We start from the raw sequence: 18683 nt of genomic DNA, 5'->3' as shown, positions 1-18683 counted from the left end.
CGGGTTTTAGTTTTTATATAGATTACTTCATGCAGTATTCAAGCTCATCAACTATGGCACTAAGAGATTCAAGCGCTTGCTCAACACCAGTGCCAGTCCTAGCGGCTATTTTGTGATAGCCATAACCATTCGTTGTTCCAGCCTGTTCAATCCCTGTGAATTTATATGTTCGCTGGTTGGCCACTTGCTTGATGTTGAGCGTGTAGCGCAGTGATCGCTCTACAAGCGAAGTAGTGAACTTTGCCTCCCCTCGCGCTACGACTTCCGAGCCATCAGGAGCCACGTATTGCGTGACTGATCCGCCGCTAACCTCTCGAATGCTCGATGCTTGATAGTAGCTCCCTGTGTAAGCGCCGACATATCCACTCGACTGCGTCATTGCGACCGAGTCGTTTCGTATTGTGATCGCAACACACTTTGGAATACTTCCTGCTTTTGCTGATCCTTCGCGAGTAATCGAAAGCGATTTAACATTTTGCGACTCAAGCTCAACCACCCCAAACCTAGCAAGGTCTGATGGGCTAGTAGCGCATCCGGACGTCATCATCGCAAGCAAAGCTACTGCGGCCAAACGCATACTTCACCACCCATTCCTTATAGATGAGGTCTATTTACGCAGCGTTGAGCTATAACGTCAACTGAAGCAATCCCAGTAAATGCTTTGCGCGATCAATGCCGAGACGGCTTTTTCGGATCCTTGCCTGCCTCCTGCGCCCACTTGGCGCGAAACTCATCATCGATAGCAAAGATGACAGCATCGAACTCACGCCGATCAATGCTCGACTGGTGAACGCTCAGGTATTCGCTGATCATCCCGACAGAGATAGGCATTGGCGAGCAGGACGCGCCCACAAACTGCCGACCACGGCCGATGACGTAATAGGCCTCAATGATCTCTGACGTAACCCAGCTCATTGCGGGCGGATCGGGGATTTCGACATTCAGCCTTTCGCGGACTTGCCGCTTTCTTTCGTTTTCCGCACCCGCCCACTCCGCGGCCCAACGGTAGGCGGCAACGGCTTTTCCACTGATTCAGCGATCTGCTCCTGCTGACGCAATGCGATAGCGTTGCCAGTTTGCAGGGCGAGCAAGTAAATCTCCGGCATCTGCTCGATCAGCAGGCGACCACGCTCCGGGGTGTACGGTGCCTGAGTTTCAGGATCTTCCGCCTCGGCCACGCCCTCCCAGTCAAGGATGAGGTGCTTACAGGCCAGGTCGATAAACAGCATGTCCGGGTCTGGAATGTCGTAGTCAGTCTTTTTCAGGATGTCGAAGTCGCCCGTGCCAACACCCAAATGACGCGCTGCAGCATCCAAGTGACGCTGGATCTGTCGGTAATCGCTGTTGTAACCAGGACGCGCCGTCGAACCAATCAGCAACCGCAAACCCGGCGCGGGCTCAATCCATCGCGTGCTGATGGTGTCCATCACGTCTTTTTTCTTGAGAATAAATGCCATGCCTAATCCTTGTAGCCGCCCTTAATAAGGCGGCTTATCGTGAATTTGTTAAGCGGTAACTGTCACGCTTCGCGTCACGCTCTTGGATGGGTCTGAGACGCTGGTAGCCGTGATAACCGCACTACCTGCCGCAACTCCTGTTACCAGTCCGGAAGTCGACACAGTGGCCTTGCTCGTATCAGCAGACGACCAAGTAACGGCTTGGCTAGAGCCAGCAGGAGAAGCGGTGGCGGTCAACTGAGCGGTATCCAAAACGGCTAGAGACACGGTGGACGGCGTGATTGCCAAGCTGGCCACAGCAATGATCGGCGCGCGGGTGATGGTCGGCGGCGTGCGGCGCGCAGATACGTTCAGCGTCACCTCGATCACATCAGTTGCCGAGCCGTCCGGCCAGTCACCGTTAACTTCCATTTCTGGCAAGGTGATGGTGTAGCTGCCTTCGCCATTCTCAATGGTGAAGCTCAGGGCGATGGCGCCGCCCGTTTGCTGCTTGATCCACAGAGCGTAAGAGGCAGCAGACCAGGCAACTGTGACGGAGCCATTCGCGGTGAAGGTTGTCGGGATCACGTTGCCAATGTAGGCGCCGTTATTGATGCAGCGCTGGGTCTGTACGTTGTTATCAAACGTCAGATCCATAGCGCTGATGCAGGTGCCACTGCCGGGCGTTGCTTCAACGCCATCCAGGGTCAAGGAGGTGAAGTCCTTGAAGTTGAGGCGTTCGGTGCCTACTTCCGGAGCCGCTGCTGAGAAGTAAGGCGTAGCGTCAACCTTGCCCGCCCAGCCCGTGGCCGTCAGGTTCACAGCGACGGTAATGTCGTCGTCGGTGCCGAACGTGAAGCCCATGCTGCCGACCTGTGCGCCACGCGCAATTGAGGACACCAGCACGTCACTTGCAAATGACGCAACCGAGTAGCTGATGCGCTCATCACCCATGGTCAGCGTATCGCCCGCCCAGCGGCTACCAAAGCAGGATTCGAGGAAGTCATCAATTGCGCCGCCGTAGCGCCACTTCATGCCGATTTCGCCCGCAACATCAACTGTGGTCGCGGTAGTGCCTTGGCTCATACGGTTTTGTGAGATCTCATTGTTCTCGGCGGTGTTTTGTTTAGGCCCGAGACCGTAAGAGGTTCGGATCAATTCCTTCCAGCCCATGGCCGGGGTCACGCCCTGCGTCACCTCTTCGACGTAGGCCGTTCTGTTCTTGGCGCCTGAACTCATTGGGTGCTTCTCCTATCGATAGGCGTAAAAAAACCGCCCAATGGCGGCCTGCTTTCAAACTGGGGTTTAGGTTAAGCGGTTGGGCTGGTATAGCCGTTGATCACTTTGGCGTTGATCACGCTGCGAACGGTGAGATTGCCCTCTATCGAAGCCTCCTTGATACAAGCACCGTTGATGTACATGACACCATCGACAATGATGAACGGAGCAGGCTTCTCATCCCTTTGCGCGCCGCCAATCTGAGTGCGCAGAACTCCATCGTGCGAGATGCTCAGAACACCGCCTACCAGGCTGATGCGCGTGCCAGCCGCCTTAGTCTTCTCATGACGAGTCTTGGCCTCATCCTGAGTTTCTTGACGAGCATAGGTCAGCGTGGTGCGGTAGTCGGAGCCATCACGATCAAACGAGAAGTCCTCTGTCGTGAACTCTGCACTTTCGCGGAACTCTGCCGGGATCTTCTCCAGCTCGGCACCAATGAAGGCATAGCGCTCGATTGCATTGGAGGGCAGTTCGTTGTCGGGCCACTCGCCGGCTGTGATGGTGATCTGCTGCGGATCGCTTGGAAGCATCCCCACCTGTAGTTTGGAGCTGTTCAGTTCGATCTCGCCCGTCTTCAGGTTGACCATTAGGCCGGCCATACCAGGTACGTAGTCATTGCTTTGCATTGATGCTCTCCAGAGACCTCAGTAGGCCCGGTAAGGAATTTGGATGTTGACCTGATACCAGCCGTTGCCGTCATCGCCGACACTCGTAGCCGATGCCGCGTAGCAGTCAAAGCCAGCCTCACCGAAGAACTCGAAGTGCTGGACGAGCGCGTCTGCGGCCCGCGTAATGGTGAGCGTGCCCTTATAACTCGGGACAAACAGTTGAACGACGATCAACCCTGTACGGCGCACCTTCGGGCTTAAGCCAATTTCAGGGGTTGAGGACAGCGCAGGAATGTCAGCCAATCGCGCCCATATCGCCCGTCCAACAGGATTGAAGGGCTTCGGCGAGTTGGGGTAATCAACATCACTTGCAGGGATTCCAGTCCATTGAGTCATTCGCGTGGTGATGATGTTGCGGATCTGCTCAAAGGTCATTATTTGAACGCCTGTGATACGCCGTGGAATGAGGCTGCGTAGATTCCGCCTGGAGGCGCCTGCTTAGAGTGACCATCTTCAAGCCTTTGCGCGTAAGGGAGGTTGTTCTGAATGAATACCGTCGTATAAGGCTCAAGGCCGCTCATTGCAGCTGCGCCGCGGGAGATAGTCCCTGCACCAGAGGCATCAGTCTCAACCGTGGACGCATAAACGGGGCTGACGATGCTTACGATGTTGTTGTTTCGGAACCGACCGGTATCAACAGGAGAGCGCAGCACGATTTCTTGAAGCATTGCGAGGGCAATAGTTCGAACTCGCTTCGTTAGGTCTTCTTCAACTACGTCAGCAAATAGGCTGGGCGGCACACTCCAGCTTCCACGCATGGCCATTAGGTTGCCCTCAGCTGAATACGAAACGTGGCGGACGCCGGGTCAACCTGAACCGCCTTCACCAGGTAGCTGACCAACTGAGTGCGGTCTGCCAGATCCGGAGCCTTGATCGTATGGCCTTCGGCCGGGCGGTCAGTCACCTCGTTGGTGAGCGCCGTCAGCTTCAGGTCGCTCGACAAGATATTGATATTGTCGATGCGTCTGGTTTCGTACTTGCCCAGCACGCCGCGCCCGGTGTAAGTCGCCTCGACGCTGGTGTCCGTCTCGGTCACAGGGTCCGATGCGCCGGGCACTGTGTAGGTGCCCGTGAATTGCAGTACCGCGTCTGCCAAGTCTGTGCTGAATGCTTCGGCCAGATCTGCCTGTAGTTCGTCGCGCAGCCCCATGTCAGCCCCTCACGATCTTGGTTTGCCCATTGTCACCACTCAAGTAGTGGGACAGCAGCGCCATGGCGAACGACTCGCCGGCACTGATTTTGCGAGACGATGCCGAGTAAGACTTGCTGCTCGACACGCCATCAGCATCAACCGACTTGCTCAGCACGCCGGTCTCAACACTGCCGTAAATGTTGCCTGCTGCGGCCTCGCGGGCGATCTCTGCACCTGCCTGGATCACGTCACCCGGGACCGGGTCGAATTCAGGCAAGCCGAGATTGGTTAACCAGGTATTAGCCATCAGCACCGCGCGCGCTTTCTGGTCTTCTGGCACCCAGGTAGCCCCGAGCAGTTCGTTAACCTGCGCAACGGTGATGTAAATGGTCATTACTTGGCCTCGTCCAGTAGCTTTTTCAGCTCATCGAGGGTGGCTTCTGCGGTGAACTCGATGCTCTTGGCAGTCAGCGCAGACTTGACCGCTTCGACTTCGGCGGCGTGTGCGGCCTGCTTCTCTGCTTCGGTTTTCGGCTTGTTGCCACCGCTGGACTTGCCAGCTTTGATCGGCTCGGGATTCTTGTAATCAGCCGGCGCAAACTGGGCATCAATGATCTTGTAGCCCTTCTGGCGCAGCTCAGCTTTACGCTCAGCAGTGACCGGGTGTTTCTCGTAAATGACTTTCTCGCCCATGACGGACTCCTTGCAGATAGTTCAGGCGACCCGAAGGCCGCCCGCTCGATTACTTGGCAGCATCGCCAATCGTGATTACACCAGCCGAGCCCTTGATGCTGTTCGCAACCAGATCCCAGTTGGTGCCCGTGGCCAGCTCAGCGCTGGTCGGAGATTTGCCACCGTTGGCGGTGTCCCAGGTGAAGCCCTTGAGGCCCAGGCCGAACGTGTAATCAGCCTGCATGGTGGTTTCGATGCGCTCCTTGCCGTTGGAGGTTTCGATGTTGGTAATAAGGTCGGAACCGTCCATCACCACCGCCGCGCCGTCAGCCAGGCTCAACACCTTCTGCTTGTCAGGAGTGCCCGCCTCGAACAAAGCGGCCGCATCCGTAACGATCACGGCCTTGCCGAGAATATCGACCACCTGCACGCCGCTGAAGCTGAACAGGCGCTCAGTGTTGGCCAGGTTCTGGCCCAGCAACTTGTGGTACATGGCGCCGGTCATCACTTGGGCGACAAGGCGCTGCGAAGCATCACCGAACAGCGCGTGCGCGTTGTTGATAGCGATGTAGTTCAAGCCGCCAGTGGCGGAAACGTCGTTGGTAGCGCCCGGCTGGTTGCCGATGGCAGCGACCAGGGCGGCGATGGCGGTGTTCAACTGATCCGACATGATGGCTTCGGACAGGTTGCGGCTGATTACTTCCAGCGCTTCTTCGGGGTTCTTCTGAACCCACGACAGTTGCGAAGGCTCCCACAGGATCGGGCCGAACCCGCCTGCGATCTTCACAGAGTCGTACTGCTTCTGAGCAAGCGGCGTTGCTGCCTGAGTGCCGTTGGCAGCGTAACGGTCTACACGACGTTGCGCGCCGTGCAGGCCAGCCCAGAAGGACTCTTGCAGGAAGTCGCCGTCGATACCTTGGGTAGTCAAGCGGATGGTGCCTGCGGAGGCAGCGTTGAACTTCGCAACGTCCTGCGTCAGGGTTTCGATGGTGACTTTCTTCAGGTAATCGTTGAATACCTTCATGTTCGACAGGGACATGGTGACTCCTTAACTGGTTGCGGTCATGGCCTTGATAGCGGCGACTCGGTCTTCTTTGCCCCCGCCAAAATTGCCCTTGGTGTTTTGGTTGTTGCCACCGCCGTTCTGAGCGCCGCCGCCATTGGCGCCGGAACTCTTCAGGATGTGGTCGCGGTGCGGGTACTGCGAGACGAGTGTTTCGATAGCTTCGTCGAAGTCGGCAAGCTCACCAGGGCGTGCGCGGCTGAAAATCTTCTGACCTTGGGCGTCGTAAGCGACCACCTTGCCGTCTTCAACTTTCAGGTTTTGCCCGAACGTGGCTTGAACCATGTCAGCCGGAACAGCCAGCTTGTCGGCGATGAACTTCGAGCGGGAGAAGCTGCCGCCGATCTTCTCGGCATACAGCTGCTGCTCCAAGGTCTTCGCCTTGCCGGTCACTTCGTCCAACTGGAGCTGGAAGGCTTTACTGATTTCGGTTTTAACCGTCTCGATTTCACCGGCATCCACCAGCGTTTTGGCGTCGAGATTGGCTACGGTTGCCAGCGCTTTTTTGGCTGCGGCCGGATCGTCGATGCCTTCAAAAGCCTTTACGGCCTTCTCAGCATTCTCGGCGCGCTCGCGGTGGCCCTTGGCTTCGGAGTTCAAGCGCGTGATGGTGGCCACGGTGCCAGGAGCATCAAATGCCACCTCTTTGCCGTCGTCATGGACATAGACAGGCTTGCCATCTTGCAGAACCGCGTTGCCGTTTTCATCGAGCTTCAGCTTCATTTCGTCTCTCTAGGCCATCCGGCCAGTTGTCGGGCCATCCGGCCCAGTGCGCCCCGCTCATCCGAACAGACAGGCAATAAAAAGCCCCGGCGATTGCCGAGGCTGTGAAAGTGCGCGCTACGATTTGTAAGCGCGTTAAACGTGGCGCGGATAACTACAAGCCCGCCCGGCCGAATGCCGCTGCGTCCTGCTCGCGTAGCTGATCAAGGGTGAGCAGCTTGCCCTTGTCGTTGTAGAACTGATCGAGGTCGAGACCACCATCACGCAGTAGCTTGCCGCGCGCCGGGCCTAACACCTGATCCTGCCTTGCCGCGCCCTGCGACTTTATCCATGCGCCATAGTTCGTTGACTGCGGCACCTGACCATCCATGCTAGCCCTGACACCTTCTGGCAGCCCCTTGGCCTGCTTCAAGGCTTCATAGCTTGCGATGATCGGGGTTGAGGTCGAGCGGCAGCACCAGTGCAGTTTGCCCGGCCCGCTGAGCCAGGGCACCTTGTGGCCAACAGGGGCGTGATCGTCGTCATTGGTGTAAATGAGGCGGTCGCGCAGCCTACAAGGGGCGCTAGTCCTACCATCCAGCGTGCTTAGCCAGCTAACCTCGGCAACAATGTCGCTGTTGGCCTTGTAGTAGGACTCCCGCACGCCCTGCGCCGTGTGGCTAATCGCTGTTCGCACCATTGACTCTACGTCATGACGGCTGCGAGCAATCATGCCGTCCGCATAGCCTTGGGCTTTGGTGCCCATGATGCGGCGCACGATCTGGCCTGTGGTTTGTCCCTCGACCATCCCCATGCGAATGCCGTCGCGGATCTTTGCAGCCCGGCCCGCCTCAAGGTCTCCCATCCACTCCTTGAGCAAGCGCCCTTGGAATGGCCGAGCAAGCGCAATGCCACGCACCTGGGCAAGACTTACAGTGCTCAGGCGGACCTGAGCCAGTACCTGCGCAGGGATAACCTTGGCGAACAACGCGCCCTGATAGCCAGCCTCGTACTGACCAATGCTCACAACAGATTCGGCCATAGCTTCGCCAATCGAGGCGTAAACCGACTTATTCAGCTCGTACACAGAGGCCAAGACGGTGTTTAAGTGTCTGGTCGTGTATGAGTCAGACCCAAGATGCTCAATCGCTTCCATCAGCTTTACACGCAGATCAGCGTCCACGCTATTGAGCAGCCGCATAACCTTGCGAACCTCGGCATTGCTGAGGTGTTGAAGGTCTACCGCGTGGCCGATGGAGGCTGCCTGCATCTGCTCGTTGACGGTTGCCATTTACAGCTCCCCGAGCGCTGGCCCTTGTGAGTCGATCTTTTCCAGCTCGTCAGCCCAGTCGTATTCATCGCTGATCACGCCGCGCCGCTGCATTTCAGTGAACAGTGTTTCCTTGGAAATCATGCCGGCGTTCGCCATGGCCACCAGCGTGGGCAGTGACACTTCGGGCATGTAATCCACGTCGAAGCTGCCGCGCATTTCAACCGTGCCACCCTCGCCAAGGCTTCGGTAGTCGGCCATGAACTGGAGCAGCTGAGCCAGGCAGTCGGCGAAGTGGTTCGCCATGCGCGACAGCGGGGAAAGATCCTGCGCAGCCTCTTCTTCGGCCTGCGTGGCTGTTTTGGTTGCTGACTTGTCAGGCGTGAGCAGCTTCGCTCCAGCCATGCGCATTTCCGCAATCAGGTCTAACAGCGCTTGACGGCCAGCATCGACAGCCTTGCCGGTGTGCTCGACATACTTCATGTCGCCGTTCATGGGCAGGTCCGTAAGTGCCCCGGTGCCCACCTTGAACTCAGGCGGGATTAACTTCCCCTGATTGTCGTACTGGGCCTGCACGCCGATACGCACCAGAATAGGCACGCGGATCACATGCAGGATGTTGTCTTGGTCGCTCTGGCTCTGCCAGTGCTTGATGTTGAGGTGGGCCAGCTCCAGCAGCGGCGGCTTAGCCGTCATAAAGCCTGTGCGCCCGGTGTAGAACGTCACCCAGGGGATTACGCTAAGGTTGGTTGCCCCCTCATCGTGAATCGTCCACACGCCGCCCTCTTTAGGCTTGCGGTAGGTCGTCCACTTGCCAGGCTCCAGCACGCGAATCTGTTCGACGCATTTAGTGCCGAAGTCTCCGTCAGACTCTTCGATCATTTCGCGGTAACGCACCTGGGTCAGTAAGCCATCACGCGCGCGCCACCCGCAAACCTGCTCAGGCTTCACCATGACGACGTAAGGGCGAACCCCGGCTGCCTTCTCATCGGCCTGAGTGCGAACACCTACCGCCTTCTGGTGATCAACGAACGCGTGACACAAGCCGTGGCTGAGACCTTCCCGAAAGAAGTCAACCGACCAAGCATTGATGTCGTTGTTCGCGTTGTCGATGTTGCTGGTCAGCTCCACGACCTGCTCAGGCACGTCGTCACCCAGTTGCAGCGGCTCAGCGAACACGCGGGAGGTCATGTTTCCGACCGTCTCGGAGTAGGCAGGCAGCAGCGTGGACAGGCGCAAACGCTCTTTGTAAACCTCATCGTCTTCTGCCGGGTACTTAGGCAGTAAAGCCGGAGCCGCACGCATGGCCAGCGTCCCGCCCATCAGAGGCGTAATCACGTCCCAATAGGCGCTCATCTGGTCTACGGCATCCAGTGTGATGCTTGGGTCGTTGGACATGGTTACATTCTCAGAGGCTGGGTGGATGTTGTGGCAACGTGGATAGGGAAGCGATAGACGACGAAGTAACCGAAGGCATCGGCCGGGTCTTCCGTCCCATCCTTGGCTGGCTCGCCTTGTTCGGTATATGCCTGCTGCTCCAGAACTTGCGTGGTGTGCGGGCAGCGGTTGGTATTGATCAGCAAAGCTCTCTCGCCGTCGCCATTCAGGAACTGGGCGTTGACCGACAAAACTCGGTCACGAACAAATGGATTCGAAGGATTGACCTGTAGATTGAATCCAGCCTTCTGAAGCAACGCGTGATCCGACTCGCTGCCGTTCACGCTCTTGCGGTTCTTGCCGCTAGCATCCGGATACACAGTGATGTTGTGACCCTGAAAACGTTTCTTGATGGCCGCGATCATTGCAGGCGTGTCGAATAGCTTGGTGATCTCATCCAGCAGTAGGGCTTGGCCACCGCGCAGAACGAACACGCAGGCCGCCATGCGGTTGATGTTGAAGTCCATTCCGATGTGCAGAGGCTCACCAGGGCGGATCGTCTCGTTGGTGTGATTCTTCACCCGGCAAAAGTTCGGGTAGACCGACCCGGAGGTCAGGTTGACGAACAGGCCATCAATGTAAGCGTCCACCAGATTGGCCGGGTACGACTTGCGCAGGGACGGGATGTAGTCCACTGGCAGGTTTTTGGCGTTCTGCCGTGTGCTGGCATGGACAATCCCGTAGAACTCGCGCTGCTCAGGCTCGTCGGCCAGCTCCTTAACGAACTTGCGGTGAACCCAGTTGAACCCTTCTGGCGTCGTCGTAACGTCGATAGTGTTCTGCTCACGCCCAGGCCAAACCGTGGACATACGGGCGATGATCTTCTTCCAGGCGCTGTCAGCCTTCTTGATCGGCATACAGTCGATCTCATCGACCAGAGCATGCGCAATGTTGAAGCCGACGATGCGGTGTGGGTGCTCCATGCTCTTGCACACAATGGTGCTCAGGCATCGGCCCCGGTTATCGCGCAAGTAAACGCGCTTCTTGCTGGCCACAATGTCCGCGAACAAGCCGAACGCTTCGGCCACGCCCGGCATGGTGTCGAAGAAAATGTCGGTGATCTGCGGATAGGTCGGCGCGAAGTAGCCCTGCGGAATTCCGGGGAACTCCAGCGCATTGACGCACATCCGCACACACCCCACGAACGTCTTGCCGCTGCGATAGCCGCCGACGAACGCCATGAACTTCTTGTGACTCTTGATGAATTCAAACTGCGGCTTGTTCAGCATCAGGACGGCTTGCATCTTCTACCCCGATGATTACTTGTTTCGGCTCCGGCAGGCCTTTGTTCGGGTCTTCCAGATCGCGGCGCAACTTCTCGTTTGTGAGCCTGCGCGTCTCAAGGTCTTCTTTCGTGCGCTCCAGACTCTCGACTCTGGCGGTTAGCCGGTCGATGAGACCTGAGTAGTCCCGAACCTTGCTGGTGGTCGTTGTGCCGCCATGCTCGCCGGTTTCAAGTTTCTCGCTGTCGATCTCAAGCTCATTGCCGAACTCACTCTCACGACTTAGCGCACGCATCAGTCGGATACGTGTCAGTCGCAGCTCGTCATCAACCCGACCCAGCTCAATGCTGGCAAGTAGGTTGTTCTCTTCATCGGTCAGGAACTGGCTATAGATCGAGCCGGGCTTGGCAGCGTTCTTGTTGCCACTCAGGTTTTTGGGGCCAGAACTCTTGCCGCCATGCAACTTGCAGCGAGAGGAACCCGGTATGGCATGACGCTTACATGGTTCCCCGTTGCTGCGCTTCTTTGCGCCGCATAGGGCCATGTTCAGCCTCATTCATGGGGTTTGTTTTCGCAGAACGATCATTCAACGTCGCTCGAACGTCATTCAACGAATCGTTCGGCTTGAAATAGTGGCGGGTTGCCGGTATTGGTGAGGATCAATTATCAAGAAGGAGCTTCGTATGTCCCAAACACTGCACAGCGCATCGGTGAATGCTGTTACTCCAAGGATAGGTGCAGAGTCCGCCCGGGCACATGCCGTGGCTAGCGCTCTGGAACTGATCGCAGCTAGAGTCTCAAGCTCAGCATCGGTACACCTCTCTCAAGAACTGGACAATCTGTCTAAATACGCCGATCAGATCCAAGACGCGCTGAAGCTGAAATGATCCACCCGTGCCGTACTCACCTGCGGCACGTTCCATCGAAATCAAACTACCTACAACTCATGGATCACTGAATGTCGGACCTCAACATTGAACGTTTCGACCAGCTAACCGGCTTGGTTTTCTCGAAGCTATATCAGAGCTTCCCAATAGCTATTGACCTGAACGTCATGCAATTTGCAGATGCTTTGGTCTACGACAAACCAATTTCCGAGGACGAGCTGCGCGTGGGAGGCGAGCCGTATGATTTCTTTGACAACACCATTCAGTGGCTGATTGAGTCCGGATACGTCGTTTCTCGACACTCCTCATCATATCCCTACACTTTCGAAGCCTGCACCCTTACAGCCAAGGCCCTTGAAGTACTTAAAGCCGTTCCGCAGAGCGTCGGCGGAGAGAGTCTCGGCGGCCGGATTGCCGCAGCCGCGCAAGAGGGCGCCACTGCAAAGCTGAAAGAGCTGGCTGGCGAGGTTCTAAGCAAGGGCTATGGCCTCGCAGTGAGCGCGGCAATGACCTGGTCGAACTAAGCGTCAAGCGAACCGGCAAACAGGCTTGGCGATGACGACATCCAGATCGGTCAGGGTCTTATTGATGTCCTGGCCCTGCGGTAGCAGGTGTCGCAGGCGAGTTAAGCTGCCCATCAGCTGAATGGATCAGCAGGCTTGGCGATCGAACGCACGAACCACATGAATCCTTGTTGCAGGTTGGTTTTGGCCAATGCCAACAGGCGCGGATCCACACCTTCAATCTGGCTGATCTGCTTGAACAGCTCGCCTGCGTCAGCTTCAAGCGCCTTGATGGAGTTCATGCCGTCGATTTCGGACTGGGTCAGGTCCCGGTAGCCGGTGATTTTCTTGTGCTGGTTGTCCATGGGGTAATCCTCATATTTGCACGCCACGATTTGGCGCATTCGAAAACGTGGCGCGGCTCAATCCATCCGCAGAATGCGAGCGACATTGCCCCGAGCGCGATACACCAGTACCGACAGGACAATCAGCACCATCAACAGGAACGGCGACACTGTCGGCACGGGCTTGGAAAACATCACCGACAACGTGATAAGTAGTGACTCGCACCCTGTGCCAACGGCCAGCAAGTAAGCCAGCCATGACACTCCAGCCCGGTAGCGAGCACCGTCACGGCGATAAGCCGCAATGCGGTAGCAGATGGCACCGCACAAGGTGCCTGCTATCAACGTCCAGGGATCAACCATTGCGACCTCCAAAGCGGTCAGCGATGAAGCGCAACCAGCCAGGCGTCTTTCCGCCTTGAACCCACTCCAGCAGGCTGATGCAGATCACCACGCAAAACAGTGCGCCGAAAAAGGCCACCAGACCCGAGGTGTTGGCCCAGTTGCGACCCATCACCTCGCTCGACACGTAATAACCCAGCACCCAAGAGGCAAGGAAGTAACCGAAGCGCGACCATAGCGTCAGCTCTCTGGCAAATACCACAAAGAACATGGCACCGGCAAAAGCCCCGACCACTGCGTTTACATCAATGCCAGGGATAAGGCTGGCAGTGGTCATGCCAACAGCAGCCGTCACCGCCAGCGCACCGGTACTCGGCTCGGCCATCGTTAGTACTCCGTGTTTAGTGTTCAGCTCCCGTCGGGGAGTGAAAGGTTAAGGGCTTAAGGCAACAGATGTGGTGGGGCCGAAAACGAAAAAGCCCCGCACTAGGCGAGGCTTTCATAAATCTTTTGGTCCTACATTTGGATCAGTAGTGCGGATCAAATTTGCTGGAAACTACCCATCCGATGACCGCGCCAATTACTGTCCAGACGACATCGGCAAGGAAAAGCGCCTTTTGCGAAGTCTCTTTCATAGCTTGATCGAAAAGCAGTTTCGGCATCTCAAGAGTGAAAATGGCATGGTAACCATGCGGAAAGAATGCCCAAAGCACCAGCAGGGCTAGCAGGGCCGCGATCCACTTACCATCAGAGTAATTGCGCTTGTACCCTGCCAGGAGTGCAAAGGTTAGGACGCCGGCAATGATCCCGGTCATCGGAAACTGAGCGACGAGCGCGCTAATCTGGTCAGCAATACCACTAAGACTCATAAAGCCCCTCTATTTCAAAAAATGGAAAAAGAGGCTAATACTTTTCAACTGGCACAAAAAAGCCCGGCAGAACCCAGGCTTTCTTTAACGGTGTGCGTTTCGCGTTACTTATGCACTATGGAAAAATTACCTTCAATCTTCATTCATGTCAATACCTTTATGCCGCCTCATGATCTTTTTCCGAGTGAATAACCTGCCAAAGTGGTTGCTGCGCCTGTATATCCACTTCCTCAATTACCTTTCTCAGCGCAATCCATAGGTGCCGCCAATCGCGATTCCAGTTGTTCTGGTCCACAGTGGCGCCAAAGAACGTCATCATCTCGGTTGCCACGCGCGCCGGCCCCCATTCGGCAGAACCGGCCACCTCACCCTTGTACGACTGCAGGGCCAAGGTAACCAAGTACTGCGCCTTCACGCGCTTGGACGATGTCAGGTCAGGCAGCGCCGCTTTGGCGGTGATCAGCAGCACAGCGTTCAACAGGTGCTTCATGTTCATTGCCGGATGGTAGAGATAGTGGCCGAACTGCTGCACCTGGAACGGCAGTGTGTCGATGGCGCGCAGCGCCTTGCCAATCGTTGCCAGGTGCGCCGCGCGCGCCGTGGATCGGCCCGCGAGCGTACCGCGGGTCTCGCTGATGCTGATCTTCTGGCGCACAACCTGGATGCGCTCTTCCTTGTCCTCTCCCAGGGCTGCAAATACAGCCTCGGCGCGACGCATGCGCTGGCCCTTCTTGATCGGTGCTGATTGCGCTTTGTCGATGGCCACGGCGCTGATCGACGCGTTCGATTCGTGCTGAGCCTCAGTCCATACCTGCCTTGCGTTGATCAGTTTCATGCTGCCTCCCCCTTCTTCAGCTCTCTGGTCTTTGCCCTGTATTTGGCCTTGATGGCATTGATCTCTTCCACGGTGTACTTGCAGGCCGGGTGAACCCCTTCCAGCCAGGCTACCTTCTCGGCGCCGATGCGCTGCACCAGGCGAATACGGTACTCCACGGCATTGCCGGACAGGTTGCGGTTGCACTTCACACACTGGCGGTGGATGTTCAGCGGCTCGAAGCGCAGCTCTGGGCAGGCACCCACGGATCGGTAATGCCCAGCGTCCCACCGGCTGCCAGTCATAAGGTCGTTATCGTTCGGCGTCGAATCGCAGCTGATGCACGGCAAGTGAGCGTCACGCAGGCGGATAAACTCGTTTACCGCAGCTTGGGCCTCACGCAGGTGATCCGCCCTGCTCTTCAGCTTCTCCTTGCGGACCTTGATTTCCCGGCGCCCAATCTGATCCAGCGACTTGAGCGCCTTCTGCTGGTTAACGTTCTTGGTGGCCAATGCGCAGGCCGGGCTGCATACGGCTTGGCCAAGACGCTGAGGAACGAACTTGATCGAGCACTCAGCATTGCGGCACGTCTTCGGTTTTGGCTGCTTTCTATCGATAGTCATTCAGCCTCCTGCACGCGCTTGCGATATGCCTGCATGGCTTTCTCGTTCCGAGACTTGCGCCGCTTCTGATTGATTGGCTCCATAACGCGAAAGAACCCCCACAGAAAAGGAACTGACACGGGAAAGGTGAGCAGCATCAGCAGGCGGACCGAGAAGACTGTTACCGCATAAAGGAACCGGCACGCCCCCTTCCATGCTTCTAGGTATATGTCCCGGTCAAACACGCCAGTGAAAGCCTGCCGGGCGATGTACCGCAGTGTGAATTTCTGACTCATGCGTAACTTCCGATCTGATCGGCAGCACTCAAGGCGTCCTGCTCCGTTTCGAAGTGCGCCGACAACACCAGCCGCCAACAGGCATTGAAAACGTCGCGATACAGCGGCTCAAACGCCAGATCATCCATACTCGACCAACTGATTGACTTGGCCTCTTTGCGGATACCTTCAGGTGTATGCACCAGGTGGAAGTGTCCCGCCTCGATCGTTACCCATTCGCGAAATGCTTCACGGCTTTTGTCCACCGCCGGAAAACGATCTGCGCGCGAGGACTCAAGGCCTGAGATGTACGCAGCCACCGCATCCGACAGTTGCCCAGGCTTACCACTCTGCGCCTCAAAGAACTTGGCCAACCCTTGAATCCCGCGGAGCTCTTGCCGAGGAATCAAGCCGCCAACCGGCTCCCAATACTCCCAAGCCAGATCCAGCATGGAAAAGAACTTGCCATGAAATTTGGCGTTGCGCATTTTGGTGAATTTGCCGTGTATGACTTGGCCCAGCTTCCACTTCTGAGTCAGCTCGCGATCAGCTTCAGTGGCGGGCACGAGGCCTTGGGCGGTACGGATAAGAGAGACCTCAGCCATTTTTCACCTCCGACTTCTTGCTCACCTTCCCTTCTGCCTCAAGCTGGCGCATGGTCGAGCGCAGGGTATTGAGGTCCCAGAGGAACCGGAGGTATTTCCCGAGAAGGTTGATTTTGGCGTTAAGAACCAAAGCGACAACGATCAGCATCAAGAGCACCATCAGAGCGCCGCCCGCGAGCATCACGCCATAGCCCAACCACAGAGCGATTGAATCAATAGTCATTGCTTCACCTTCACGCCTGCGGCTTCCAGTGCCGACCTGTCATAGACCGGCGTCTTCACGCACATGCGGTCCGTTATCTTTTCCGCGTAGTCGACATCCCAAACCGACCAGCCTCCACCGCACGCGGCGTAGTCGCCTACCACGGCATATGGCACTGGCAGCTCAATCACCAGCGCCTCGCGGGATGCCTGCCAAGCGAGCCACGCGGCATGCAGTTCAAGTCCGTAGTAGCCGCCATTGATCTCGTCCCGAGTCATGCACTCATCCGATAGACCAAGCCAGGCGCACTGAAAGGCCCACTCTTCGAACTCTTCACGCATCTTGTCAGTCATGACTGCTCTCCCTGGGCAAGAGCCGCGCCCTCTTCCTCCCATGGGAAAGGACTGTACGACTCGAAGTCAGCCTCCCAGTGAGCTGGCTCAGTCATTCCCACATTGTCGTGATGCGCCTGGTAGTGGGTACACTTGAAAACGTAAAGGCCTGAACCCTTCTCGAAATAGTTCTCCCGATATTCAAGGATCTCAGCCTGGATCAAGGCCAACTGTTCGACGGTGATCTGGCCGCTGATAGCGCTAATGAACGGATCATCGCCATCGCTGTTAAAGACCTCGATCCAGACCGACTCTTCGCCATTTCGCCAAGCGTTGGCGTCGTACTCTTTCTGCTCAAGATCATCGCGCAGCGCCTCAATCTCAGCCTTCAACTCTGCATTCACATACTCATAGGCCTCGTAGCCGGTCTTGAGTCCAGCGATTTCGGCTTTGAGCCTGTCTATGCTCACTTCCTGTCGGCGGATGCGTGATGCAGCCGCGAGCAAGACGATGGCAAACGGATCGCTCTCACCATGATCTGAGTTGTCTTGAAAAGACTGGGCGTTGTCGACGAGCTCCTTGATCAAGTCTTCCGCCAGCCAGTCGTGCGGGCCCTTCAGTGCTTCGCTCTCGGCGATCAGGGCTATTAACTGCGGCAACGCATTGACTGCAGCAACTGCCAGCCATGAGTCGCGCTTGTAGCTGAAGTGAGCCCACGGCTCTTCCTTTGCCCAAGGTTTGCCAATTTGAAACGGCTCGCCAGCGCAGCAGATGCCACCCATGCTTTGAGCTGTCTCAGCCCATTGCTCCGGCTTGTGTTCGGCCTGCTCGATAGCGCGATTCAGCGACTCAACCAACTTCTTTAGGTCAGGATGATCAACCACGGCGGACACCTCGCAGCTTCAGTGCAGCCCGCTCTGCGCAGGTAATACAGCTCTGAACCCCCGGAACAGCCAGACGGCGCCCTTCTGAGATTTCCTCGCCGCACTCGCACTCATGAGCGCTTTCGCCGGCATACACCACCCGGGCGGCAAGGGCTGAGGCCAGTTCTTTTTCAATACGTTCATCTGCAAAATCGACATCATCGGCCACGGGCGGCCTCCTTGGAATGGATGGCAGCCGACTGGCTGATCAAATTGGTTCTACGAAGGTCAAGTTCGGCCAGAACCCTACAGCGCTCAGCCTCTCGGGCATCAGCTTTCTGTTGACGCTTCAATGCTAAGTCGACGCGTATTTCATCAAGCTTGGCGCGGACTTTTTCAGAAGGCTGACAAGGAGTGCCCGTCAGCAATCCAGCAACGGCGCGCCCATCCTCGGTTATGGGTTCATGCGTCAGGTCAGCCAAGAGCAGGCAGCCTCGCTCTTGCGAAACTCGCTGCATTTGAACAGCGGCGTTAACAGCCTCGATTCGACGGTTCGGATCAAAACCCACAGATACGCGCCATTGGATTGGCTTGGCTTCGGTACGAGCTTTCACGACCAAACGCTCGTAAGCACTGATGAACGCCATCCGAGCCCCCACTTTGTCGCCAGCATTCAAAACTGGCCGGGCAGCGCTCAAAGCCAACTGAATTTCTTCAGTCATCACCACCGTGTCGAACTCGTCACTGGATGCAAGAGCGATTGACCAAGCCTCATCCTTGCCCGGACGACCATCAGCGGCCTGCACACGCTGGAGAATTGAGTCCGTTGTCAGCTTTCCGCCACCACGACGGCAAGACTTGAGCGCAGCCGACACCGCCGTCGCCGGATAATCCGCTAAATCGTCAGCAATCAGCTCGGCAGCATCGGAGCTCAGCGATTGCCCCATTGCTTCTGCAGTAGCACAAACGGCCAAGGCCAAGCGCGCAATTTGGTCAGGTGCCATGCGCTCAAAGGAATTCATTCGGCTGCCCCCCTGCCCGCTGCATGATCCGCTGCGCCGCTTCCATTCCGGCTGCGTGATTCGCTTGCTTGCGCTCGATCTGCTGGGCGGTAGTTGAGTTCATCTGGCGGTTCGTGACCCACTGGGTGTGGTAACTCTCGGC

General features: G+C 56.9%; 31 protein-coding genes. 2 read left to right on the top strand and 29 right to left on the bottom strand.

What is annotated here, in order from left to right:
* Window positions 1-22 precede the first annotated feature (22 nt).
* From ACP7A4_RS21845 to ACP7A4_RS21770, 16 genes are all read right to left on the bottom strand, one after another.
* Window positions 23-577: a hypothetical protein gene (locus ACP7A4_RS21845; protein ID WP_426248262.1), complete on the bottom strand. Its 555-nt coding sequence runs from the start codon at window positions 575-577 to the stop codon at window positions 23-25.
* Window positions 578-669: 92 nt separating this feature from the next.
* Window positions 670-915 (bottom strand): hypothetical protein, encoded by a 246-nt coding sequence (locus ACP7A4_RS21840; RefSeq protein ID WP_047274440.1) that lies wholly within the window; start codon window positions 913-915, stop codon window positions 670-672.
* 26 nt (window positions 916-941) lie between these two features.
* Entirely contained in the window at window positions 942-1457 is a 516-nt protein-coding gene (locus tag ACP7A4_RS21835) for a hypothetical protein (protein WP_426248260.1), read from the bottom strand.
* Window positions 1458-1505: 48 nt separating this feature from the next.
* The gene (locus tag ACP7A4_RS21830) at window positions 1506-2675 is read right to left on the bottom strand and encodes a phage tail tube protein (RefSeq protein ID WP_426248258.1); all 1170 of its coding nucleotides are present in this window, start codon (window positions 2673-2675) and stop codon (window positions 1506-1508) included.
* Between the two features lie 71 nt (window positions 2676-2746).
* Window positions 2747-3340, bottom strand: coding sequence for a hypothetical protein (locus ACP7A4_RS21825; RefSeq protein ID WP_426248256.1), 594 nt, complete (start codon window positions 3338-3340; stop codon window positions 2747-2749).
* Window positions 3341-3358: 18 nt separating this feature from the next.
* The gene (locus tag ACP7A4_RS21820) at window positions 3359-3757 is read right to left on the bottom strand and encodes a phage tail terminator-like protein (protein WP_426248254.1); all 399 of its coding nucleotides are present in this window, start codon (window positions 3755-3757) and stop codon (window positions 3359-3361) included.
* Entirely contained in the window at window positions 3757-4146 is a 390-nt protein-coding gene (locus ACP7A4_RS21815; RefSeq protein ID WP_047275954.1) for an HK97 gp10 family phage protein, read from the bottom strand. The genes ACP7A4_RS21820 and ACP7A4_RS21815 overlap by 1 nt, the downstream gene beginning before the upstream one ends.
* Entirely contained in the window at window positions 4146-4532 is a 387-nt protein-coding gene (locus tag ACP7A4_RS21810; protein WP_426248252.1) for a glutamate 5-kinase, read from the bottom strand. Before ACP7A4_RS21810 ends, ACP7A4_RS21815 begins: the two co-directional genes overlap by 1 nt.
* Before the next feature lies 1 nt (window position 4533).
* Window positions 4534-4908, bottom strand: coding sequence for a hypothetical protein (locus ACP7A4_RS21805; protein WP_426248250.1), 375 nt, complete (start codon window positions 4906-4908; stop codon window positions 4534-4536).
* On the bottom strand, window positions 4908-5207 hold the full coding sequence (locus ACP7A4_RS21800; RefSeq protein WP_094992574.1) for a hypothetical protein: 300 nt from the start codon (window positions 5205-5207) through the stop codon (window positions 4908-4910). The genes ACP7A4_RS21805 and ACP7A4_RS21800 overlap by 1 nt, the downstream gene beginning before the upstream one ends.
* A gap of 49 nt (window positions 5208-5256) precedes the next feature.
* Window positions 5257-6225 carry a major capsid protein gene (locus ACP7A4_RS21795; protein WP_261761423.1) on the bottom strand — a complete coding sequence of 323 codons (969 nt, stop codon included), beginning with the start codon at window positions 6223-6225 and terminating at the stop codon, window positions 5257-5259.
* Window positions 6226-6234: 9 nt separating this feature from the next.
* Entirely contained in the window at window positions 6235-6972 is a 738-nt protein-coding gene (locus ACP7A4_RS21790) for a DUF6651 domain-containing protein (RefSeq protein WP_426248248.1), read from the bottom strand.
* 154 nt (window positions 6973-7126) lie between these two features.
* On the bottom strand, window positions 7127-8242 hold the full coding sequence (locus tag ACP7A4_RS21785) for a hypothetical protein (RefSeq protein WP_426248246.1): 1116 nt from the start codon (window positions 8240-8242) through the stop codon (window positions 7127-7129).
* Window positions 8243-9619 (bottom strand): DUF4055 domain-containing protein, encoded by a 1377-nt coding sequence (locus ACP7A4_RS21780; RefSeq protein ID WP_426248244.1) that lies wholly within the window; start codon window positions 9617-9619, stop codon window positions 8243-8245. It abuts the gene before it with no gap.
* 2 nt (window positions 9620-9621) lie between these two features.
* Window positions 9622-10902: a terminase large subunit domain-containing protein gene (locus tag ACP7A4_RS21775; RefSeq protein ID WP_426248242.1), complete on the bottom strand. Its 1281-nt coding sequence runs from the start codon at window positions 10900-10902 to the stop codon at window positions 9622-9624.
* Window positions 10865-11425 carry an HGGxSTG domain-containing protein gene (locus tag ACP7A4_RS21770; protein WP_426248241.1) on the bottom strand — a complete coding sequence of 187 codons (561 nt, stop codon included), beginning with the start codon at window positions 11423-11425 and terminating at the stop codon, window positions 10865-10867. Before ACP7A4_RS21770 ends, ACP7A4_RS21775 begins: the two co-directional genes overlap by 38 nt.
* A 139-nt stretch (window positions 11426-11564) precedes the next feature.
* Between ACP7A4_RS21770 and ACP7A4_RS21765 the strand changes: the two genes are divergently transcribed.
* Both ACP7A4_RS21765 and ACP7A4_RS21760 read left to right on the top strand, forming a co-directional pair.
* Complete coding sequence (locus ACP7A4_RS21765) at window positions 11565-11768, top strand: hypothetical protein (RefSeq protein ID WP_426248239.1); 204 nt, start codon at window positions 11565-11567, stop codon at window positions 11766-11768.
* Window positions 11769-11839: 71 nt separating this feature from the next.
* Window positions 11840-12292, top strand: a complete 453-nt coding sequence (locus tag ACP7A4_RS21760) for a hypothetical protein (RefSeq protein ID WP_426248237.1) — start codon at window positions 11840-11842, stop codon at window positions 12290-12292.
* A gap of 113 nt (window positions 12293-12405) precedes the next feature.
* Here the strand turns inward: ACP7A4_RS21760 and ACP7A4_RS21755 are convergent, their stop codons facing one another.
* The 13 genes from ACP7A4_RS21755 to ACP7A4_RS21695 all read right to left on the bottom strand — a co-directional run bounded on the left by ACP7A4_RS21755 (window position 12406) and on the right by ACP7A4_RS21695 (window position 18541).
* On the bottom strand, window positions 12406-12636 hold the full coding sequence (locus tag ACP7A4_RS21755; RefSeq protein ID WP_426248235.1) for a DUF7681 family protein: 231 nt from the start codon (window positions 12634-12636) through the stop codon (window positions 12406-12408).
* A gap of 57 nt (window positions 12637-12693) precedes the next feature.
* Window positions 12694-12978 (bottom strand): phage holin family protein, encoded by a 285-nt coding sequence (locus ACP7A4_RS21750; protein WP_048375932.1) that lies wholly within the window; start codon window positions 12976-12978, stop codon window positions 12694-12696.
* Window positions 12971-13342 carry a putative holin gene (locus ACP7A4_RS21745; RefSeq protein ID WP_426248233.1) on the bottom strand — a complete coding sequence of 124 codons (372 nt, stop codon included), beginning with the start codon at window positions 13340-13342 and terminating at the stop codon, window positions 12971-12973. The genes ACP7A4_RS21750 and ACP7A4_RS21745 overlap by 8 nt, the downstream gene beginning before the upstream one ends.
* Window positions 13343-13484: 142 nt before the next feature.
* Window positions 13485-13826, bottom strand: a complete 342-nt coding sequence (locus ACP7A4_RS21740) for a hypothetical protein (RefSeq protein ID WP_426248231.1) — start codon at window positions 13824-13826, stop codon at window positions 13485-13487.
* A gap of 157 nt (window positions 13827-13983) precedes the next feature.
* Complete coding sequence (locus ACP7A4_RS21735; protein ID WP_426248230.1) at window positions 13984-14661, bottom strand: hypothetical protein; 678 nt, start codon at window positions 14659-14661, stop codon at window positions 13984-13986.
* Window positions 14658-15263 carry a recombination protein NinG gene (locus ACP7A4_RS21730; protein ID WP_426248228.1) on the bottom strand — a complete coding sequence of 202 codons (606 nt, stop codon included), beginning with the start codon at window positions 15261-15263 and terminating at the stop codon, window positions 14658-14660. Before ACP7A4_RS21730 ends, ACP7A4_RS21735 begins: the two co-directional genes overlap by 4 nt.
* Window positions 15260-15538, bottom strand: coding sequence for a hypothetical protein (locus ACP7A4_RS21725; protein ID WP_426248226.1), 279 nt, complete (start codon window positions 15536-15538; stop codon window positions 15260-15262). The genes ACP7A4_RS21730 and ACP7A4_RS21725 overlap by 4 nt, the downstream gene beginning before the upstream one ends.
* Window positions 15535-16122 (bottom strand): DUF1367 family protein, encoded by a 588-nt coding sequence (locus ACP7A4_RS21720; protein ID WP_426248224.1) that lies wholly within the window; start codon window positions 16120-16122, stop codon window positions 15535-15537. Before ACP7A4_RS21720 ends, ACP7A4_RS21725 begins: the two co-directional genes overlap by 4 nt.
* Window positions 16115-16345, bottom strand: a complete 231-nt coding sequence (locus tag ACP7A4_RS21715; RefSeq protein WP_426248223.1) for a hypothetical protein — start codon at window positions 16343-16345, stop codon at window positions 16115-16117. Before ACP7A4_RS21715 ends, ACP7A4_RS21720 begins: the two co-directional genes overlap by 8 nt.
* Complete coding sequence (locus ACP7A4_RS21710; protein WP_426248221.1) at window positions 16342-16677, bottom strand: hypothetical protein; 336 nt, start codon at window positions 16675-16677, stop codon at window positions 16342-16344. Before ACP7A4_RS21710 ends, ACP7A4_RS21715 begins: the two co-directional genes overlap by 4 nt.
* Window positions 16674-17540: a hypothetical protein gene (locus ACP7A4_RS21705; RefSeq protein ID WP_426248219.1), complete on the bottom strand. Its 867-nt coding sequence runs from the start codon at window positions 17538-17540 to the stop codon at window positions 16674-16676. The genes ACP7A4_RS21710 and ACP7A4_RS21705 overlap by 4 nt, the downstream gene beginning before the upstream one ends.
* On the bottom strand, window positions 17533-17748 hold the full coding sequence (locus tag ACP7A4_RS21700; protein ID WP_426248217.1) for a TraR/DksA C4-type zinc finger protein: 216 nt from the start codon (window positions 17746-17748) through the stop codon (window positions 17533-17535). The genes ACP7A4_RS21705 and ACP7A4_RS21700 overlap by 8 nt, the downstream gene beginning before the upstream one ends.
* Window positions 17738-18541 (bottom strand): hypothetical protein, encoded by an 804-nt coding sequence (locus ACP7A4_RS21695; protein WP_203307134.1) that lies wholly within the window; start codon window positions 18539-18541, stop codon window positions 17738-17740. The genes ACP7A4_RS21700 and ACP7A4_RS21695 overlap by 11 nt, the downstream gene beginning before the upstream one ends.
* Window positions 18542-18683 lie beyond the last annotated feature (142 nt).

Source organism: Pseudomonas sp. TWR3-1-1, from assembly GCF_049896545.1.
Classification (GTDB): Bacteria; Pseudomonadota; Gammaproteobacteria; order Pseudomonadales; family Pseudomonadaceae; genus Aquipseudomonas; species Aquipseudomonas weihenstephanensis.
The sequence above is the reverse complement of the archived record's forward strand: the minus strand, read 5'-3'. Positions and strand labels throughout refer to the sequence as shown.

Excerpts from the sequence above, each read along its gene's own strand:
- ACP7A4_RS21770 (WP_426248241.1), bottom strand. The coding sequence starts at position 11,425 with ATGGCCCTATGCGGCGCAAAGAAGCGCAGCAACGGGGAACCATGTAAG.
- ACP7A4_RS21725 (WP_426248226.1), bottom strand. The coding sequence starts at position 15,538 with ATGAGTCAGAAATTCACACTGCGGTACATCGCCCGGCAGGCTTTCACT.
- ACP7A4_RS21785 (WP_426248246.1), bottom strand. The coding sequence starts at position 8,242 with ATGGCAACCGTCAACGAGCAGATGCAGGCAGCCTCCATCGGCCACGCG.
- ACP7A4_RS21815 (WP_047275954.1), bottom strand. The coding sequence starts at position 4,146 with ATGGCCATGCGTGGAAGCTGGAGTGTGCCGCCCAGCCTATTTGCTGAC.
- ACP7A4_RS21760 (WP_426248237.1), top strand. The coding sequence starts at position 11,840 with ATGTCGGACCTCAACATTGAACGTTTCGACCAGCTAACCGGCTTGGTT.
- ACP7A4_RS21830 (WP_426248258.1), bottom strand. The coding sequence starts at position 2,675 with ATGAGTTCAGGCGCCAAGAACAGAACGGCCTACGTCGAAGAGGTGACG.
- ACP7A4_RS21845 (WP_426248262.1), bottom strand. The coding sequence starts at position 577 with ATGCGTTTGGCCGCAGTAGCTTTGCTTGCGATGATGACGTCCGGATGC.
- ACP7A4_RS21825 (WP_426248256.1), bottom strand. The coding sequence starts at position 3,340 with ATGCAAAGCAATGACTACGTACCTGGTATGGCCGGCCTAATGGTCAAC.
- ACP7A4_RS21795 (WP_261761423.1), bottom strand. The coding sequence starts at position 6,225 with ATGTCCCTGTCGAACATGAAGGTATTCAACGATTACCTGAAGAAAGTC.
- ACP7A4_RS21715 (WP_426248223.1), bottom strand. The coding sequence starts at position 16,345 with ATGACTATTGATTCAATCGCTCTGTGGTTGGGCTATGGCGTGATGCTC.
- ACP7A4_RS21820 (WP_426248254.1), bottom strand. The coding sequence starts at position 3,757 with ATGACCTTTGAGCAGATCCGCAACATCATCACCACGCGAATGACTCAA.
- ACP7A4_RS21790 (WP_426248248.1), bottom strand. The coding sequence starts at position 6,972 with ATGAAGCTGAAGCTCGATGAAAACGGCAACGCGGTTCTGCAAGATGGC.
- ACP7A4_RS21755 (WP_426248235.1), bottom strand. The coding sequence starts at position 12,636 with ATGGACAACCAGCACAAGAAAATCACCGGCTACCGGGACCTGACCCAG.
- ACP7A4_RS21810 (WP_426248252.1), bottom strand. The coding sequence starts at position 4,532 with ATGGGGCTGCGCGACGAACTACAGGCAGATCTGGCCGAAGCATTCAGC.
- ACP7A4_RS21720 (WP_426248224.1), bottom strand. The coding sequence starts at position 16,122 with ATGGCTGAGGTCTCTCTTATCCGTACCGCCCAAGGCCTCGTGCCCGCC.
- ACP7A4_RS21695 (WP_203307134.1), bottom strand. The coding sequence starts at position 18,541 with ATGAATTCCTTTGAGCGCATGGCACCTGACCAAATTGCGCGCTTGGCC.
- ACP7A4_RS21835 (WP_426248260.1), bottom strand. The coding sequence starts at position 1,457 with ATGGCATTTATTCTCAAGAAAAAAGACGTGATGGACACCATCAGCACG.
- ACP7A4_RS21735 (WP_426248230.1), bottom strand. The coding sequence starts at position 14,661 with ATGAAACTGATCAACGCAAGGCAGGTATGGACTGAGGCTCAGCACGAA.
- ACP7A4_RS21730 (WP_426248228.1), bottom strand. The coding sequence starts at position 15,263 with ATGACTATCGATAGAAAGCAGCCAAAACCGAAGACGTGCCGCAATGCT.
- ACP7A4_RS21745 (WP_426248233.1), bottom strand. The coding sequence starts at position 13,342 with ATGGCCGAGCCGAGTACCGGTGCGCTGGCGGTGACGGCTGCTGTTGGC.
- ACP7A4_RS21780 (WP_426248244.1), bottom strand. The coding sequence starts at position 9,619 with ATGTCCAACGACCCAAGCATCACACTGGATGCCGTAGACCAGATGAGC.
- ACP7A4_RS21740 (WP_426248231.1), bottom strand. The coding sequence starts at position 13,826 with ATGAGTCTTAGTGGTATTGCTGACCAGATTAGCGCGCTCGTCGCTCAG.
- ACP7A4_RS21840 (WP_047274440.1), bottom strand. The coding sequence starts at position 915 with ATGAGCTGGGTTACGTCAGAGATCATTGAGGCCTATTACGTCATCGGC.
- ACP7A4_RS21750 (WP_048375932.1), bottom strand. The coding sequence starts at position 12,978 with ATGGTTGATCCCTGGACGTTGATAGCAGGCACCTTGTGCGGTGCCATC.
- ACP7A4_RS21775 (WP_426248242.1), bottom strand. The coding sequence starts at position 10,902 with ATGCAAGCCGTCCTGATGCTGAACAAGCCGCAGTTTGAATTCATCAAG.
- ACP7A4_RS21805 (WP_426248250.1), bottom strand. The coding sequence starts at position 4,908 with ATGACCATTTACATCACCGTTGCGCAGGTTAACGAACTGCTCGGGGCT.
- ACP7A4_RS21710 (WP_426248221.1), bottom strand. The coding sequence starts at position 16,677 with ATGACTGACAAGATGCGTGAAGAGTTCGAAGAGTGGGCCTTTCAGTGC.
- ACP7A4_RS21800 (WP_094992574.1), bottom strand. The coding sequence starts at position 5,207 with ATGGGCGAGAAAGTCATTTACGAGAAACACCCGGTCACTGCTGAGCGT.
- ACP7A4_RS21765 (WP_426248239.1), top strand. The coding sequence starts at position 11,565 with ATGTCCCAAACACTGCACAGCGCATCGGTGAATGCTGTTACTCCAAGG.